Source organism: Methylocystis sp. H4A (genome assembly GCF_015709545.1).
Taxonomy (GTDB): Bacteria; Pseudomonadota; Alphaproteobacteria; order Rhizobiales; family Beijerinckiaceae; genus Methylocystis; species Methylocystis silviterrae.
In genome coordinates this window covers 581,756-597,638 of sequence record NZ_JADNQY010000028.1, presented here as the reverse complement: position 1 = coordinate 597,638, position 15,883 = coordinate 581,756, and the positions used below count along the sequence as shown (strand labels likewise).

Genomic DNA, 15,883 nt, shown 5'->3' with positions numbered 1-15,883 from the left:
AATGGATGGATTAGCAACACGCGGCGCGCGGCGCGGCGACGGCGGCGTGCCGCTGGGCGTGATCCATGAGAAGGTTTTGGACAAAGCCCAGTTTCTCTTTCACGACCGGCGAAATCACGAAGGGATAGATGTCTGGTTGCCCCATCGATCGGTTGATGTTGTTCAACGCAAACGAAATGTCCAGCCAACTATCGACCATCTCATTTATGTCGGGATAGGCGTAGGGATCAAAATCGACCCGCGCCGGAGAACCGTCATCCCGCCGCACGACGAGCCCTGCGCTGCGACCCGTTTCGAGCGTGTCGACGATATGGAGATAATGCGCGAAGGTTTCCGCGAAATCTTCCCACGCGTGACAGGAGGCGTATGCGCTTATGTGCTTCTGTCGCCAGTCGGCTGGAGGCCCTTCATCGTAATGTCTCTGCAGAGAGTTGGAGTAATCTTGCCGCTCGTCCCCAAAGAGCTCACGAAACGCCCTAAGATGTTCGGAGTGCGGCACGATGCGATCCCAATAATAGTGGCCGATCTCATGCCTGAAATGCCCGAGCAACGTACGATAGGGTTCACCCATATCGTCACGCATTTTTTCCCGGACCGGATCGTCCGCTTCCTTCAAGGCGATCGTAATCAGGCCCCAGCTATGGCCCGTCAGCACCGGCCTTTGCGACGGCTCCTCCGCCAAAAAATCAAAGACGAGCGGCTCGCCGTCGTTCTCGGACGCCGTGGGCGCAGGAAGATTCAGTCTGATCAGGCTGTAAAAGAGCCGTCGTTTGGCGGCTTCGATTTTCTGCCACGCGGCGTGGCGCTTGTCGTCCGACAAGTCAGGCACGGTTCGATTGTGCTGGCAGGCAAGACAATACTCCGAAGGGCCGCCCTTCTCGACCATCCAATTACATCCGTGCAGCTCCCAGTTCTTGCAGAAGCGATATTCGCGGGTTCCGTCAGCGAACGCGCGCCATCCGTCACCGGCAGGTTCGACTGCGGTCATCGCGCCATGCGTCGGCAAATAGCCGAGCGTGTGCCCGCAACTTTCGCATTTGGTGTTCTCAAAAAGTATGCTCTGGCGGCAAACCTGGCATCGAAAGGCTTTCATGGAGGATCTTTCGGGAGCGCGCTTGCCGCCTTAACTGCGCTGCAGGCGGAATGTTCCTGGTCGAGACAGAGCGGTGGTCGCTCGGGAGCCTCGGTCTTCCGGAGCATCCTATACCGGCGCCAGTTGAATGCGCAGCCCGTATTCACCCGCTAGGCTTATTGCCGCAATTTCGGACAAAGCCGCCATTTTGGCGGCTCTTCAGATTGACACTGCGCGGCGCGGCCCCGCTAAACTCCCGGCAGTGGCCCTGCGCCAATTCGTAAGCGAATGGCGCTGAAACGAGACGCTGATTAACGTGTCGATCCAGATCGCGCTTCACCATATCACCCACTACAAATATGACCGCCCGGTCGCGCTCGGTCCGCAGATCGTCCGCCTGCGCCCGGCTCCGCATTGCCGCACGAAAATCTTGAGCTACTCGCTCAAGATCGCGCCTTCGGAATATTTCATAAACTGGCAGCAGGACCCCCACGGCAATTGGCTGGCGCGTCTGGTGTTCCCCGATAGCGCGAGCGAATTCAAGATTGAGGTCGACCTGCTGGCGGATCTCGCCGTCTATAATCCATTCGATTTCTTCATCGAGCCTTATGCCGAAGAATTTTCGTTCGCTTATCCGGACGAACAGAAAATTGAACTCGCCGCCTATCTGGAACCCGAGGACGTGGGGTCGTTGACAGAAGACTTCGTCCGAAGCCTTCCGCGGCAAAAAACGCGGACAATTGATTTTCTCGTCGAACTCAACGCGCGGCTGCACCGCGACATTCGCTACGTCATCCGGATGGAGCCTGGCGTGCAGGCGCCGGAAGAGACTCTCGCGCTGGGATCGGGTTCGTGCCGCGATTCCGCTTGGCTTCTCGTGCAGATCTTGCGCAAGCTCGGTCTCGCGGCGCGTTTCGTCTCCGGCTACCTCATCCAGTTAAAGGCCGATGTCGATCCGATTGAAGGCCCGAAGGGAACCGATCACGACTTCACGGATCTGCACGCTTGGGCGGAAGTTTTTCTGCCCGGCGCTGGTTGGATCGGTCTTGACGCGACGTCGGGACTGTTCTGTGGCGAAGGTCATCTGCCGCTATGCAGCGCGCCGCACTATCGCTCCGCCGCGCCTCTGTCGGGCCTCGTCGAGCCCGCCCAGGTCGAATTCGGTTTCGAGATGCGCGTCGACCGCATCAATGAGGCGCCACGCATCACAGCGCCTTTTTCGGACGACGCATGGGGCCGACTTGACGCCTTGGGCGAAAGTGTCGACGCGGACCTTAAAGCACTCGACGTTCGCCTCACCATGGGCGGCGAGCCGACGTTCGTCTCGATCGACGATTTCGAATCCCCCGAATGGAACACGGCGGCGACCGGCCCTACCAAGCGCGACCGAGCCGATGACCTCATACGCCGGCTACGCGAGCGCTTTGCGCCAAACGGGTTTCTGCATTACGGCCAGGGCAAATGGTATCCCGGCGAAAGCCTGCCGCGCTGGGCCTTTGGGCTTTACTGGCGCCGGGACGGCAAGCCGATTTGGTCGCAGCCGCTGCTGATCGTCGATATCGCCGAGCCGAAAGGCGCGACCACGGCGGAAGCGGAAGTCTTTGTGCAGGATCTGGCCGAGCGTCTCGGGGTGGGCGCCGAACATGCTTTGCCGGCCTACGAAGATCCCGCGCATTGGATGGTCAAGGAGAGCGTCCTCCCGATCAATGTCGATCCCTCCGATCCCAAGATCGACGATGCGGAGGAACGCTCTCGCATGATGCGGGTGTTCGAGCGCGGCCTGAGCAAGCCGACCGGTTTCGTCCTTCCCATCCAGCGCTGGAATGCGCGCGCCGAGTCCCAGTCGCGCTGGACCTCGGAGAAGTGGACGCTGCGACGAGGAAAGCTGTTTTTGGCGCCGGGCGATTCGCCTATCGGACTGCGGCTCCCCGTCGCATCCTTGCCCAAGCTCCCCGAAGGCGAATATCCGTTCATCTATCCGCAGGATCCTTTCGCGCCCCGCGAGCCGCTGCCCGAGCCCGGTCATTTTCGCCGCATTCAAGGCGGCGGGGCGACGTCCAGTGGTCACGCGCGCCAGGACCTGCACGAACAGTCCATTGTCGAAGGGGCCGTGCGCACCGCTTTCACCATAGAACCAAGAGACGGCAATCTCTGCGTGTTCATGCCGCCCGTCGAAACGCTCGAGGATTATCTCGAGCTGCTCGAGGCGGTGGAAGAGAGCGCCAAAGCGACCGGGCTGCCGCTCTATATCGAAGGCTATCCGCCGCCCGACGATCCGCGCCTCGAAGTGATCAAGGTGACGCCTGATCCTGGCGTCATCGAGGTCAATATTCACCCGGCCGCCACATGGCGGGAGGCCGTCGAAACGACGACCGCGCTCTATGAGGACGCGCGGCGGGCGCGGTTGACGACCGCCAAATTCATGATTGACGGACGGCAGATCGGCTCGGGCGGCGGCAATCATGTCGTGCTTGGGGGCAAAACGCCAGCCGACTCGCCCTTCCTGCGCCGCCCCGACCTGTTGAAGAGCCTTGTGCTTTATTGGCAGCGGCATCCCTCACTATCCTATCTGTTCTCCGGACTGTTCATCGGTCCCACCAGCCAGTCGCCCCGCGTCGACGAGGCGCGGCACGACTCGCTGTATGAGCTGGAGATCGCACTGGCGCAGGTGCCGTCTCCCGGCGAAGGCTATGTGCCGCCATGGCTCGTCGATCGGTTGTTCCGCAATTTGCTGGTCGATGTCGGCGGCAACACCCATCGCGCCGAAATCTGCATCGACAAGCTCTATTCGCCCGACGGACCGACCGGGCGTCTCGGGCTCGTCGAATTCCGCGCGTTCGAAATGCCTCCCGACGCGCGAATGAGTCTCGCGCAGCAATTGTTGCTTCGCGCGCTCGTCGCTTGGTTCTGGCGGGAGCCGCAGCACGGAGACCTGGTGCGCTGGGGAACGGCGCTGCACGACAAATTCATGCTGCCGCATTTCGTCTGGCAGGACTTCCTCGGCGTTATCGATGATCTGCGCCGCGCCGGCTACGGCTTCGAAGCGGAATGGTTCGAGGCGCAGCGGGAATTCCGCTTCCCGCTCGCCGGAAGCGTCGAGCACGGCGGCGTTCATTTGGAAATCCGCGGCGCGCTCGAGCCTTGGCATGTGATGGGTGAAGAAGGCGCGAACGGCGCCACGGTGCGCTACGTCGATTCATCGCTTGAGCGCCTGCAGGTCAAAGCGAAGGGCCTCGTTCCGGGCCGACACATCATCGCCTGCAACGGACGCCGCGTGCCGATGACCAGCACCGGAGTCCCCGGCGAGGCGGTGGCGGGCGTGCGCTTCAAGGCCTGGCAACCGCCGTCGGGCCTGCATCCGACGCTGCCGGTCCATGCGCCACTGACCTTCGACGTCATCGACTGCTGGAGCAGGCGTTCACTGGGCGGCTGCGTGTATCACGCGACGCACCCTGGGGGCCGCAATTACGACGCCTTCCCCGTCAACAGTAACGAAGCCGAAGCGCGGCGCTTGGCGCGATTTCAGGATCATGGGCACACGCCCGGGCCTGTCGATCCGCCGCGCGAGGAGCCCGGCCAAGAGTTTCCGCTGACATTGGATCTTCGGAGGAGCATTGTCCGCTGAGCGCCCCATGGAAACGGACAAGGCGTCGCAGCGCGTTGCCGCCTGGATCGCTCAATATGCGCCGATGCGCAACGCGCCGGATGAGCTTCTCGACCCAGATGGACGTCCGCGCGCGCACTGGCTCCAGTTCCTGGAATCGCTCGCCGCATTCGGCGATACCGGCCTCGAGCAACGCTTCGCCGCGGCCGGCCGCCGCATCGACGACATGGGGATTTCCTACCGGGTTCACGGAGAAACCAAGGAGCGCAGTTGGCCGTTAGGGCGTTTGCCGCTTCTGATCCCGGAATCAGAATGGCGCGATATTGCGACTGGCGTTGCACAGCGCGCCGAACTTCTCGATCAGATCCTGCATGACGTTTACGGCGAAGCGCGGCTTGTGGCTGAGGGCGCTCTGCCCGCTACGGCCATCACGGGATCGCCGGACTTCATACGACCGATGTGCGGAGTCGCGCCGCCCGGCGGACGTTGGCTGCGCTTTTACGCCGCCGATATCGGGCGCGGGCCCGATGGCGCCTGGCGGGTGCTCGGCGATCGCGCGCAGGCGCCTTCGGGAGCTGGTTACGCCTTAGAAAATCGGATGATCCTGTCGCGCGCTCTGCCGAGTCTCTATCGAGACATGAACGTCGAGCGCCTCGCGCCGTTTTTCCGAGAATTCCGTGCGAGCATTTCCGGCGCGGCGCAACGCGCCGATCCGCGCATCTGCCTGCTGACGCCTGGCCCTTGGAGCGAGACCTATTCCGAACAGGTGAATCTCGCCCGCTATCTCGGCCTTACGCTGGTCGAAGGCGAAGATCTCGTCATGAGCGATGGCAAGCTGCATGTGCGCACCATCGCCGGCTTGAAGCGCGCCGATGCGATTTGGCGTCGCGTCGACGCTGACTGGTGCGACCCGCTGGAGCAGAATGCCGCGTCGCGTCTGGGCGTCGCCGGGATGTTCGAGGCCATCCGTCGCGGCGCCGTTGTCGTGGCGAACATGCCCGGCGCCGGTCTCATCGAATCGCGCGCGCTGATGAGTTTCCTGCCGGAGCTGTCGCAACGCCTGCTCGGCGAGAGCCTCAAACTTCCCAATGTCGCGACGTGGTGGTGCGGACGCGAAAGCGAACGCGATCAGGTTGTCGAGGCCTTGAGCGACTACGCGATCAGCGGGGCGTTCAGCGACAGGCTCCCGGGATTTGGCGAACGTCGTGAGGCGCTCGGTCATGCGCTCTCCAGCGAGGAGCGCACGCGGCTGCTCGACGCTATAAATCAGCGCGGCGTTGACTATGTCGCTCAGGAACCGGTCAAGCTCTCCACGACGCCGGCTTGGGCCGACGGCAGGCTAACGCCGAGACCTTTCGCCTTACGCGTGTTCGTCGCCGCGACGGCTGACGGTTGGACGGTGATGCCCGGCGGCTTTTGCCGCATCTCCAACCGGCTCGACGCGCGCGCCGTGTCGATGGACGCCGGCGCGCAATCGAGCGACGTCTGGGTGTTGACGAGCCGTCCGATCGAATGGTCGACGCTGTTGCCGTCCGATGAGGATCCGCCGATCGTGCGCGCGCTCGGCAATTTGCCGAGCCGCGCCGCCGATAATCTTTTCTGGATGGGACGCTATCTCGAGCGCGCCGAAGCGACATTGCGCGTCGTGCGGTCGCTCGGGGCGCGGCTGGGCGAACTCCAGCACATCGATCTTCAAGGGCGCCAGTCGATCGAACGGCTTGCGCGACTGCTGATCGCCTGGGGCGCCGCGCCCGAAGACATGCCGGACATGGACCCGACGCAGATCGCATGGGCGGCGGCCGCAGGCGCCGACAATTACGGTTCAGCGCTCTCTGTCGTGCGCTATGCAAGACGCGCAGCCTCCATCGTGCGCGAGCGCTTGTCCCAAGATGTCTGGCATCTCATCGGACGCATTGAGACGCGTCTGACGCGCGCCGGCGCCGGCGCGATAACCGAGCCCGAGGCGCTCGAAATCGTGGAGCGCTCGCTCCATACGCTGGCGGCGTTGTCTGGACTGATCGACGAAAATTTCAACCGCGTCGCCGGCTGGAGCTTTATCGATCTCGGGCGCAGAATCGAACGCGCCATCGGAACGTGCCGCTTCGCCCGACAGTTGGCCGGCGACGATGCGACGGTCGAGACGCTGGACGCTCTGCTCGATCTACTCGATTCGCAGATCACCTATCGCTCCCGCTACATCGCCGGCGCCGCGTTGGCGCCCGTCCTCGACATGGCCATGCTCGATCCGTTCAATCCGCGATCCGTTTCCTTCCAGGCGATGCGTATCGACGAACATCTCGCGGCGCTGCCGAATCTGCGAGACGATGGAGTCATGGAGCCGCCGCGGCGACTCTCCGTCAAGCTTCGCGCCGAACTCGAGTCGGAAGATGCGCGCCGCTTGGACGCCGCGATCATTCTTGCGTTTGAGCAACGCCTGATGTCTCTCGCCGACAAAATCGCCGAGCGCTATTTCACGCATGGCGCCGATGGCGCCGCAAATTCTCAGCCGTCGCGGATCGCGTGATCTACGATATCGCCCATCGCACGATCTATAAATATGACGCGCCCGTCGCTTCGGCGCGCTGCGCCATGCGCCTGATTCCGCGCAATGATCGCGGCCAAACACTGCTGTCTCATCGTATTGAGCTGTCGCCATCGGCCGAAATCCTCAATGAACGAATTGACTTTCACGGAAACCGGGTCTGCGAAGCGCGCATTCTCAAGCCTCATACGAGACTGCAAATCGCCCTTGCGGCGCGCGTCGCGGTCGAGCGAGCGCCGCCGCCTGCGCCGGCGCTGACGCCGGCTTGGGAAAACGTGAGGAATGCCGCCTACGCGGCCGACTCGCTCGCCGCGTCCTCTCCCGCCCATTACATTTACGCAAGCCGCTTTGCGCCGCTGTTCGATGCGGCGACACATTATGCGCGCGAGAGCTTTTCGCCCGGGCGGCCGATTCTCGAAGGCGCTATTGAACTGACGCAGCGCATCCACGCCGACTTCGCCTACGATCCGGATGCGACCCATATTGCGACGCCGATCGCGCAGGCGCTCGAACGCCGTCGCGGCGTCTGCCAGGATTTCGCGCATATCATGATCGCGGCGCTACGCGGTCTCGGTTTGGCGGCGTCCTATGTCAGCGGCTATCTTCGAACTTTCGCAGCCCCAGGCCAAGCGCGGCTGGAAGGCGCCGATTCAACCCATGCGTGGGTTTCTGTTTGGTGCGGGCCGGAATTTGGCTTCTTCGACCTTGATCCGACGAACGCCCTTGTCGTCCGAAACGACCATATCGCTATCGCCATCGGACGCGACTATGCGGATGTTTCGCCGATCGACGGCGTGATTATCGGCGCCGGCGATCAAGATTTGGATGTCAGCGTCGACGTGAAAGAAGCAGCGATTTAGGAAGAACTCCTTTGCCGGTGTCCAAGGCTTCCCACCCTCAATGACGCGAGCGCCGCTTCATTGCTATCCGAAGCGAAGTTGTTACGCTGCTGACCGGCCGATGTGACGCCTGCCCCGTGTAGCGGCCAATTGCGGGAAGGTTTTGTCTTGAGATTTTTTTTCTTCTCCGACGTGGCGGATAAAGGTTCGCGCAATTCATGTTTCGTGGCGGCCGCGCGGCGGATCCTCGGCGCGCTTGTTTTTTCCGCGATGCTTGTCGCAAGCGACGCTCCGGTTGAAGCGGCGGAAAACTACAGAGGCGATGACCCCGACTCCTACGAGTGCAGTTCGGATTACCAGATTCTCAACCGATTTTCTGCGCCGCCAGGTGCTCCGTCGCAATCGACCAAATATGCGGACATCAAGTTTACCAAGAGGAACAACGTCATCTCGGTAAAGGACGCGTCGAATTCAAAGGATTTGGCGTACATCGCCGTGGGAGAAGATACCAAATATTGCGCCTTCAAAGATATGGAAGTTTTTGAGGAGAAAAAATTATGGCGCAAAGAATGTAATATGAAATACCACGCATTTCACCTGAGAATCATTGTAGATCAGCAACTACCTGTAATGCCATTTGGTTTCCCCGGCAGATTGCCGGCAGAAATAAAACAACCATTCGATAAAATGAACCATTTCATTGATATTAATCTTTACCTTACGGCGGATAGCCGAAAAACGTATTTATCGGCTCGATGCACAGACGCAAGCGGAACGCCAGAAGTCTCTTATAGGCTGCGTTATTTGGACCAGATTGTCACGGGCAATAAATCGGCTGTGTCGATAAGTGAAGTAGCGCCGTTCTATCTCAAAGAAGCTGGCAGCTATATGAAGTATGAGCGTGAAGCTATGAAAAAGGCAGGGCCGGGAATTCCGCGGCCCAAGTAAGAAAGTTTCCTTCGCGTCGAGCGTCAGATGACGTCCAACTGTACGGCAGCCTTACGTTGTGCGCGAACCCAGTCATAGAGCGTCTGCATGCCCGCGCCGGTCTTGGCGGAGACTTCAACGATTTCAACATCCGGATTGACGCGGAGAATATTCTCTCGCGCCCGCGCCATCGAGAAATCAAGATGCGGCAGGAGATCAATCTTGTTGAAGATGACGAGCTTCGCGGCGCTGAACATATGCGGATATTTGAGCGGCTTGTCTTCGCCTTCCGTCGTCGAAAAGATAACCACCTTAGCGTGTTCGCCAAGGTCAAAGAGCGCCGGGCAGACGAGATTGCCGACATTTTCGATCAAGACGAGCGAAGCGACGCTCGGCTTGAGTTCGGAAAGTGCGCGCGCGATCATTTCCGCGTCGAGATGACATCCTGTGCCGGTGTTGACCTGAACCACCGGCGCGCCCGCCGCGCGAATCCGCTCGCCGTCATTCGACGTCGCCTGATCGCCCTCGACGACGAACAGCGGCAGCTCGCCTGAGAGGTCCGCGATGGCGCGCTCCAGCAGCGTCGTCTTTCCGGCGCCGGGCGAGCTGACGAGATTGAGCGCCACAATTTCGCGACCCGCGAGCCATGCCCGGCATTTGGCGGCGATCGCGTCGTTCTTCGCGAGAATGCGCGTCTCCAATTCGAGGCGCCGGTGGGAATCCTCGTGAGCGTGATCGTGATCGCCGTGTTCGTGCGCATGCGCGTGGCTGTGATCATGCCCGTGCGCATGACCCTGCTCGTGCCCGTGATGATGATGATCATGAGCATGTTGATGTTCGTCATGAAAATGACCATGGCCATGGTCCCCATGCGAATGGGCCGCGCCGTCTTGCTCGGGCAGCGCCTCGATCTCCGCGCGCGCGCCGGTCTGCAGATTGGTCATTGTAGTCCCCTGCCCTTGGCAGCCGCAGCTCGCGCACATTACGCAGCCTCCTCAACTTCGATGCTCTTGATGTTCAGCTCTTCGCCGCACAGGCGTTGGAATTGACGAGAGCCGCATGGACACGCCGAGAGCATGTCGGGCGTGGGAAACTCAGCGCCGCAGACGTCGCAGCGCGCCTCGGCGTCGACTTCGCGGATGTCCAGCGTCGCGTCTTCAACCGGCGTGCCTCGGGCGACTTCCGGAAAACAGAACGCGACGGCCTGCGGCTCGACGCCCGACAATGCGCCGATCTCGATCGTCACGCGGCGCACGTGACGCCCTTGCGCGGCCTGCGACGCCAATTCGACGATGCTGCATACGATCGAAAGTTCGTGCACTTCGGCTCCTTTAGCAGATGCGCGGCAATTGCTCGCCGACCAGCATGTCGACGATGCGGCGGCCGCCGAAAATCGTGCGCATGGTGACGCGACCCGGTTCGCCCGCGACGACGCTGCCGATGATCGCCGCCTGTCGTCCCAGAGGATGCGCCCGCATGCCCTCAACCGCCGGTTCGGCCTCGTCGGGCGGAACGATCGCGACGATCTTGCCTTCGTTGGCGAGATAGAGCGGATCGAGGCCGAGAATTTCACAAAAGCCGCGCACCTCGTCGCGCAGCGGAGTCGCCGTCTCCTCGATTTCGATGGCGACCTGAGCGGCTTCGGCGATTTCATTAAGCACGGTCGCCACTCCGCCGCGCGTCGGATCGCGCATGAACCGCGTGTTGGGCGCGGCATTGAGTAGGCTTGTGATAAGACCCTGCAGCGGCGCGCAGTCGCTCTCGATCGGCGATTGCAACGCCATATCGCCGCGCGCGCCAAGAATGGCCGCGCCATGATCGCCGAGCAGTCCATTGACCAGCACCGCGTCGCCCAGTCGCGCGCGGTGCGCGCCAAGCTCGACTCCTGCGGCGACGACGCCAACGCCGGTCGTGGTGATGAACATCTGGTCGCAGGCGCCCTTGTTCACGACCTTGGTGTCGCCGGTGACGATCTTCACCCCGGCCTCCTGCGCCGTCGCCGCCATAGACCTTGCGATCTGCCGCAGAAAATCGATCGAGACGCCCTCCTCGATGATGACGGCGCAAGAGAGATAGAGGGGCAGCGCGCCGCCTACCGCGAGGTCGTTCACCGTGCCGCAGACCGCAAGCTTGCCGATGTCGCCGCCGGGGAACACCAGCGGGTCGACGACGAACGAATCCGTCGTGAAGGCCAGCCGGTCGCCATATTGCGCGAGGTCCAAGAGATCCATCCGCGCAGAATCGTCGAGCGACGCCAGCAGTGGATTGTCGAACGCCGCCACAAAGACGTCGTCGATCAAATCCTTCATTGCCTTGCCGCCGCCGCCATGCGCAAGCGTGACGGTCGGCACATGCACCTTGCCGCGCGAACGCCGGGGCGGGAAGGAGACCATATTCATGCGACGCTCGCCTCCGCTTCGTCGCGTCCCCGCTTTATACCGCCGTACTGGAAGTATGCCGCGCAAGCGCCCTCAGACGACACCATCAGCGCGCCGAGCGGCGTCTCAGGCGAGCAGGCGCGGCCGAACACTTTGCACTGCCAAGGCTTGATGACGCCCTTGAGGACTTCGCCGCACTGGCAGGATTTTGGATCGGCGATTTTTGCATTGGGCACTGCGAATTTCCGCTCGGCGTCAAAGCCGGCATAGGCGTCGCGCACTTTGACGCCAGAGTGATCGATGGAGCCGAGCCCGCGCCATTCGAAGAATTCGCGAAGTTCATAGACCTGCGCGACCGCCCGCAACGCGACGGCGTTGCCTCCCGCCGGAGCGACCCGCGCATATTGATTTTCAATTTCGCAGCGTCCTTCATCTATTTGCTTGAGCAGCATCCAGATCGATTGAAGGATGTCGAGAGGCTCGAACCCCGCGATCACCATCGGCTTCTTGTAGTAGCGCGCAATAAATTCATAAGGCGCATCGCCGATCACCATGGAGACATGGCCGGGTCCCAGAAATCCGTCGAGGCGCAGATCCGGGCTGTCGAGAATCGCTTTGATCGTTGGAACGATGGTGATGTGATTGCAGAAGATCGAAAAGTTCTTGATCCCTTCACGCTCCGCCTGCAGCACGGTCAACGCCGTCGACGGCATGGTGGTCTCGAAGCCGATGCCAAAGAAGACGACCTCGCACGTGGGATTTTTACGCGCGAGCGCCAGCGCATCCATTGGCGAATAGACCATGCGCACGTCACAGCCGTCAGCCTTCGCCTGTAACAGACTCTTGCGTGAACCCGGCACGCGCATAGCGTCGCCGAAGGTGGTGAAGATCACCTCCGGACGCTCGGCGATGGCGACGCAATCGTCGACGCGTCCCATCGGCAGCACGCAAACAGGACAGCCGGGTCCATGCACCAGTTCGATGGATTTCGGCAGCATGCCTTCAACGCCGTAGCGGAAAATCGAATGCGTGTGCCCGCCGCAGACTTCCATGATCTGCAGCGGCCGATTCTGGTCACGCCCAATGTGAGCAAGCAGCCGCTCGATCTCCTTGATCAGAACATCCGCCTTCGCCCGATCGCGAAATTCGTCGACATATCTCATGCCGCGACGTCCTTGCTTATGGCCGAGCCGCGATCGTCGGCGAGCAGCGTGTGAACGAGGTCCCACAGAATGTGATAGGCGGCGACGTGGCACTCCTGAATGCGATGGACAGACGTCGTGAGCACGACAACACAATGATCGCAGACGCCGGACGCCATCTTGCCGCCGTCGCCGCCGCTAAAGCCAATGGTCGTCAGACCCATTTCCCTCGCCTTCACGAAGGCGGCGATCAGATTTGCCGAATTGCCGCTGGTGGAGAGGCCGATAAGCCCGTCTCCCGCCCGGCCATGAGCGATAAGCTGGCGCACGAAAATGTGCTCGAAGCCCACGTCATTGCCCACGGCGGACGTCATCGCCACGTCGGCGGTGAGATTTATCGCTGCAAGCGCCGGCCGACCGGCGGTGATCGGATGGAGGAACTCGACGGCGACATGCGAGGCGTCACAACTCGAGCCGCCATTGCCCATGGTGAACATCCGGCCGCCACGTCGATAAACGCCGGCGAGCGCCTTCGCCGCGTCGAGCAGAACAGAGGCTTGCTCGGCGAAGAAACGCGCATTGGTCTCGCGCGACTCGCGCGCTTTCTCTTCAATGGAGTGCAGCAACCCAGCATCGACGGCGGCAGGATCCTGCTCTTTGCCATGCAGGAACGGATAAAGGACCTCCAGTGCGCTCTTGCTGGTCATGATCCCTATTCCTGCGCCGCGACTGCGTCGGTGAGCGTTTGCATAGTCTCAAGTTCGGCTTGGAGTTCGCCAAGCTCTTGCAGCAATCTGAGCGTCTCCGCCGCCTCCGCTTCGTTGATCCGGCTCATCGCGAAACCGACATGGACGAGAACCCAGTCGCCGACGCAGGAGTCCACAGGATGCGCTTCATCCACGATGCAGCTGATGTTGATCTGACGACGCACCCCGCTCACGTCAACGGTCGCGACGAGATCGTCGGCATTGTCTATGCGAACGATGCAGCCGGGGATGCCGAGGCACATGCGCCGTCCTTTCCATCTCTTGTCATGTCGGTTCTCATCAGATGCGCGGCGCCGATGGCGGCCTGACCCAGCGAGAGCCCGCCATCATTCGCCGGCGCATCTGCATGGGTGAGCACCGTGAAGCCAGCCTCGCACAACCCTTCGTAGACGCTTTCGAAAAGCAGGCGATTTTGAAAGCAGCCGCCCGACAGCGCCACCGTTTCAAATCGTCGCGCAGCCGCCAGTCGCATGGCGACTTCAGTGATTGACTGAGCCAGACCAAGGTGAAAACGGCGCGCGATGGTCTGCGCCGTAACGCCCTGCCGGAGGTCATCGAGAATTGCGCGCCACATCGGCGCCGCATCGATGTCGATGAGCTCGGACTCGGTAATCCTAAGCGCATAGCCGCGCGTCGCGTTTGGCGCTGCCGCAGCCGCAAGCGCCTCGAGTCGCGCCGCCGCTTCGCCTTCATAGGCCTGACGGTCGGCGCAGACGCTGAGCGCGGCGGCGACCGCGTCGAACAGACGTCCGCACGAGGAGGCGAACGGCGAATTGAGGCCTTGCGCGATCATCCGGTCGATCGTCGCTAGCGGTTTGCCGTTCAAGGCGCTCCAATCGCCGGACGCAGAAAGCGTCGCATCGAACGCGCCCGCAGCCTTAAGATGCGCATAGAGGTTTCGCCACGGTTCGCGCACCGCCTGTGCGCCGCCGGGCATGGCGACCGGCTTCAAACGTGCGAGCCGCTCGTAGCCAAGATAGTCGGCGAGCAGGAACTCGCCGCCCCATATCGCGCCGTCATCACCAAAACCGAGTCCATCGAGCACGATTCCGAGCGCCGGCGGCGCATGGAGCGGTCGGCCGTTCTCAGCAAGACAGGCGGCGACATGGGCGTGATGGTGTTGAACCTCAATCAACGGCAAGGCCCGTGTGTCGGCCTCTGCGCGTCCGAGTTTCGAGGACAGATATTCAGGGTGCCGGTCGACGACGATCGCCGACGGCGCGTGATCGAACATGCTCCGATAGAGAGCGAAGTTCTTTTTATAATCATCTAATGTCGCCGCGTTCTCGAGATCGCCCTGATGCTGCGACAGGATCGCCTGACCGTCCTTGACCAGGCAGAAGGTCGCCTTCAGCTCTCCGCCCATCGCCAAAAGGTCGGGCGCATTCTCGAAGCCGTTCGGCAACCGCAGCGGCGCGGGCGCGTAGCCGCGGGCGCGGCGAAGAACGCGCGATCGCCCGGCCATGACCCGCACGACCGAGTCGTCGACGCGATTGGCGATGGCGCGATTATGCGTCAATGCGAAGGAGGCGATTTCGGCAAGCTGTCGGTACGCCTCCGCGTCATCGACGACGGCGGGTTCGTCCGAAATATTGCCGCTCGTCATCACGAGTGGTTGTTCGAACTGATCGACGAGTAGCAGATGCAGCGGCGTCGTCGGCAACATAAAGCCGAGCGTGTCGAGTCCGGGCGCGATGGCCTCGGGCAGGCGCTCCGGGCCTGTTGCGCGTAGCAGCACGATCGGCGCCTTGACGCTTGTGAGTTCGCGTTCCTCGACGGCGTCGATTACGCAGTAGCGACGGATAACGGCAAGATCCCGCGCCATCAGCGCGAAGGGCTTTGCGTCACGGCGCTTCAATCGGCGCAGGCGCGCGACGGCCTCGGGGCTGATCGCGTCACACGCGAGATGATAGCCGCCGAGTCCCTTGACGGCGATGATATCGCCGCGCGCGATAAGCCCAGCCACAATCTTTACCGCGTCGGGGCCGCCGTCGCGCGGCGCTCCCGCTTGCCCGAAGGCAACGAGCGATGCGGTCGGCCCGCAGGATGGGCAGGCCACCGCTTCAGCGTGAAAACGGCGATCGTTCGGATTGCGATATTCCGCCTCACACGCCGCACACAGGGCGAAGGGCGCCATCGTCGTCGTCGCGCGGTCGTAAGGAACGGCCGTCACAATGCTGAGGCGCGGTCCGCAATGGGTGCAATTGATGAACGGATAGCGATAGCGGCGCTGGCCGGGATCGCGTAGCTCCGCCGCGCATGCGCCGCAGAGCGCCGCATCCGGCGCGACCTGGGTGCGGGCGGGTCCGCCGATGCTCTCGGCGATACGGAACTCCTGTGGCAGTCGGCCGCTGTAGCGCCGCCTTTCGATGCTGTCGATATGCGCCAGCGGCGGCGGGCTCCGTTCGATTCGTCGAAGCAGCGCAGCGATCCGCGACTGAGCGCCGCTGACGCGCACCAATACGCCCTCGCCGTCGTTGAGAACCTCGCCGGCAAGCCCAAGTTCGCGCGCCATGCGCCAGACGGTCGGACGAAAGCCGACGCCCTGCACGCGGCCGCGCACCCGAAATTCGAGCGCCTGCGATGGCTCTACCGCCGCGAAACTCATGATC

12 protein-coding genes are annotated in these 15,883 nt (G+C 62.2%); 4 read left to right on the top strand and 8 right to left on the bottom strand.

Going from position 1 to position 15,883, the window contains the following annotated elements; all coding sequences use genetic code 11:
* Positions 1 to 10: 10 nt before the first annotated feature.
* A complete protein-coding gene (locus tag IYW40_RS19480; protein WP_196401890.1) occupies positions 11 to 1,093 on the bottom strand; it encodes a putative zinc-binding peptidase in 1,083 nt (360 codons plus the stop codon).
* Positions 1,094 to 1,388: 295 nt separating this feature from the next.
* Between IYW40_RS19480 and IYW40_RS19475 the strand changes: the two genes are divergently transcribed.
* From IYW40_RS19475 to IYW40_RS19460, 4 genes are all read left to right on the top strand, one after another.
* Positions 1,389 to 4,697, top strand: coding sequence for a transglutaminase family protein (locus tag IYW40_RS19475; RefSeq protein WP_196401889.1), 3,309 nt, complete (start codon positions 1,389 to 1,391; stop codon positions 4,695 to 4,697).
* 7 nt (positions 4,698 to 4,704) lie between these two features.
* Complete coding sequence (locus IYW40_RS19470) at positions 4,705 to 7,200, top strand: circularly permuted type 2 ATP-grasp protein (protein ID WP_196401888.1); 2,496 nt, start codon at positions 4,705 to 4,707, stop codon at positions 7,198 to 7,200.
* Positions 7,197 to 8,078, top strand: a complete 882-nt coding sequence (locus IYW40_RS19465) for a transglutaminase family protein (RefSeq protein WP_196401887.1) — start codon at positions 7,197 to 7,199, stop codon at positions 8,076 to 8,078. The genes IYW40_RS19470 and IYW40_RS19465 overlap by 4 nt, the downstream gene beginning before the upstream one ends.
* A gap of 147 nt (positions 8,079 to 8,225) precedes the next feature.
* Positions 8,226 to 9,005 (top strand): hypothetical protein, encoded by a 780-nt coding sequence (locus IYW40_RS19460; protein WP_196401886.1) that lies wholly within the window; start codon positions 8,226 to 8,228, stop codon positions 9,003 to 9,005.
* A gap of 23 nt (positions 9,006 to 9,028) precedes the next feature.
* Here IYW40_RS19460 and hypB read toward each other — a convergent pair whose 3' ends face one another.
* Genes hypB through hypF form a run of 7 tightly spaced genes read right to left on the bottom strand, consistent with a single transcriptional unit; the run spans position 9,029 to position 15,879 of the window.
* A complete protein-coding gene (gene hypB / locus IYW40_RS19455; RefSeq protein WP_196401885.1) occupies positions 9,029 to 9,967 on the bottom strand; it encodes a hydrogenase nickel incorporation protein HypB in 939 nt (312 codons plus the stop codon).
* On the bottom strand, positions 9,967 to 10,305 hold the full coding sequence (locus tag IYW40_RS19450) for a hydrogenase maturation nickel metallochaperone HypA (RefSeq protein WP_196401884.1): 339 nt from the start codon (positions 10,303 to 10,305) through the stop codon (positions 9,967 to 9,969). Before IYW40_RS19450 ends, hypB begins: the two co-directional genes overlap by 1 nt.
* A gap of 10 nt (positions 10,306 to 10,315) precedes the next feature.
* Positions 10,316 to 11,383 carry a hydrogenase expression/formation protein HypE gene (hypE, locus tag IYW40_RS19445; protein WP_196401883.1) on the bottom strand — a complete coding sequence of 356 codons (1,068 nt, stop codon included), beginning with the start codon at positions 11,381 to 11,383 and terminating at the stop codon, positions 10,316 to 10,318.
* Positions 11,380 to 12,525 (bottom strand): hydrogenase formation protein HypD, encoded by a 1,146-nt coding sequence (hypD, locus tag IYW40_RS19440; protein ID WP_196401882.1) that lies wholly within the window; start codon positions 12,523 to 12,525, stop codon positions 11,380 to 11,382. The genes hypE and hypD overlap by 4 nt, the downstream gene beginning before the upstream one ends.
* Positions 12,522 to 13,211: an SIS domain-containing protein gene (locus tag IYW40_RS19435; protein WP_196401881.1), complete on the bottom strand. Its 690-nt coding sequence runs from the start codon at positions 13,209 to 13,211 to the stop codon at positions 12,522 to 12,524. Before IYW40_RS19435 ends, hypD begins: the two co-directional genes overlap by 4 nt.
* Positions 13,212 to 13,216: 5 nt before the next feature.
* A complete protein-coding gene (locus IYW40_RS19430) occupies positions 13,217 to 13,513 on the bottom strand; it encodes a HypC/HybG/HupF family hydrogenase formation chaperone (protein ID WP_175092582.1) in 297 nt (98 codons plus the stop codon).
* A complete protein-coding gene (hypF, locus tag IYW40_RS19425; RefSeq protein ID WP_196402230.1) occupies positions 13,477 to 15,879 on the bottom strand; it encodes a carbamoyltransferase HypF in 2,403 nt (800 codons plus the stop codon). The genes IYW40_RS19430 and hypF overlap by 37 nt, the downstream gene beginning before the upstream one ends.
* Between the last annotated feature and the right edge of the window lie 4 nt (positions 15,880 to 15,883).

Bases quoted from the DNA above. Each gene is read 5' to 3' on its own strand.
- IYW40_RS19470 (WP_196401888.1), top strand. From the start codon at position 4,705: ATGGAAACGGACAAGGCGTCGCAGCGCGTTGCCGCCTGGATCGCTCAA.
- IYW40_RS19435 (WP_196401881.1), bottom strand. From the start codon at position 13,211: ATGACCAGCAAGAGCGCACTGGAGGTCCTTTATCCGTTCCTGCATGGC.
- hypF (WP_196402230.1), bottom strand. From the start codon at position 15,879: ATGAGTTTCGCGGCGGTAGAGCCATCGCAGGCGCTCGAATTTCGGGTG.
- hypB (WP_196401885.1), bottom strand. From the start codon at position 9,967: ATGTGCGCGAGCTGCGGCTGCCAAGGGCAGGGGACTACAATGACCAAT.
- IYW40_RS19480 (WP_196401890.1), bottom strand. From the start codon at position 1,093: ATGAAAGCCTTTCGATGCCAGGTTTGCCGCCAGAGCATACTTTTTGAG.
- hypE (WP_196401883.1), bottom strand. From the start codon at position 11,383: ATGAATATGGTCTCCTTCCCGCCCCGGCGTTCGCGCGGCAAGGTGCAT.
- hypD (WP_196401882.1), bottom strand. From the start codon at position 12,525: ATGAGATATGTCGACGAATTTCGCGATCGGGCGAAGGCGGATGTTCTG.
- IYW40_RS19430 (WP_175092582.1), bottom strand. From the start codon at position 13,513: ATGTGCCTCGGCATCCCCGGCTGCATCGTTCGCATAGACAATGCCGAC.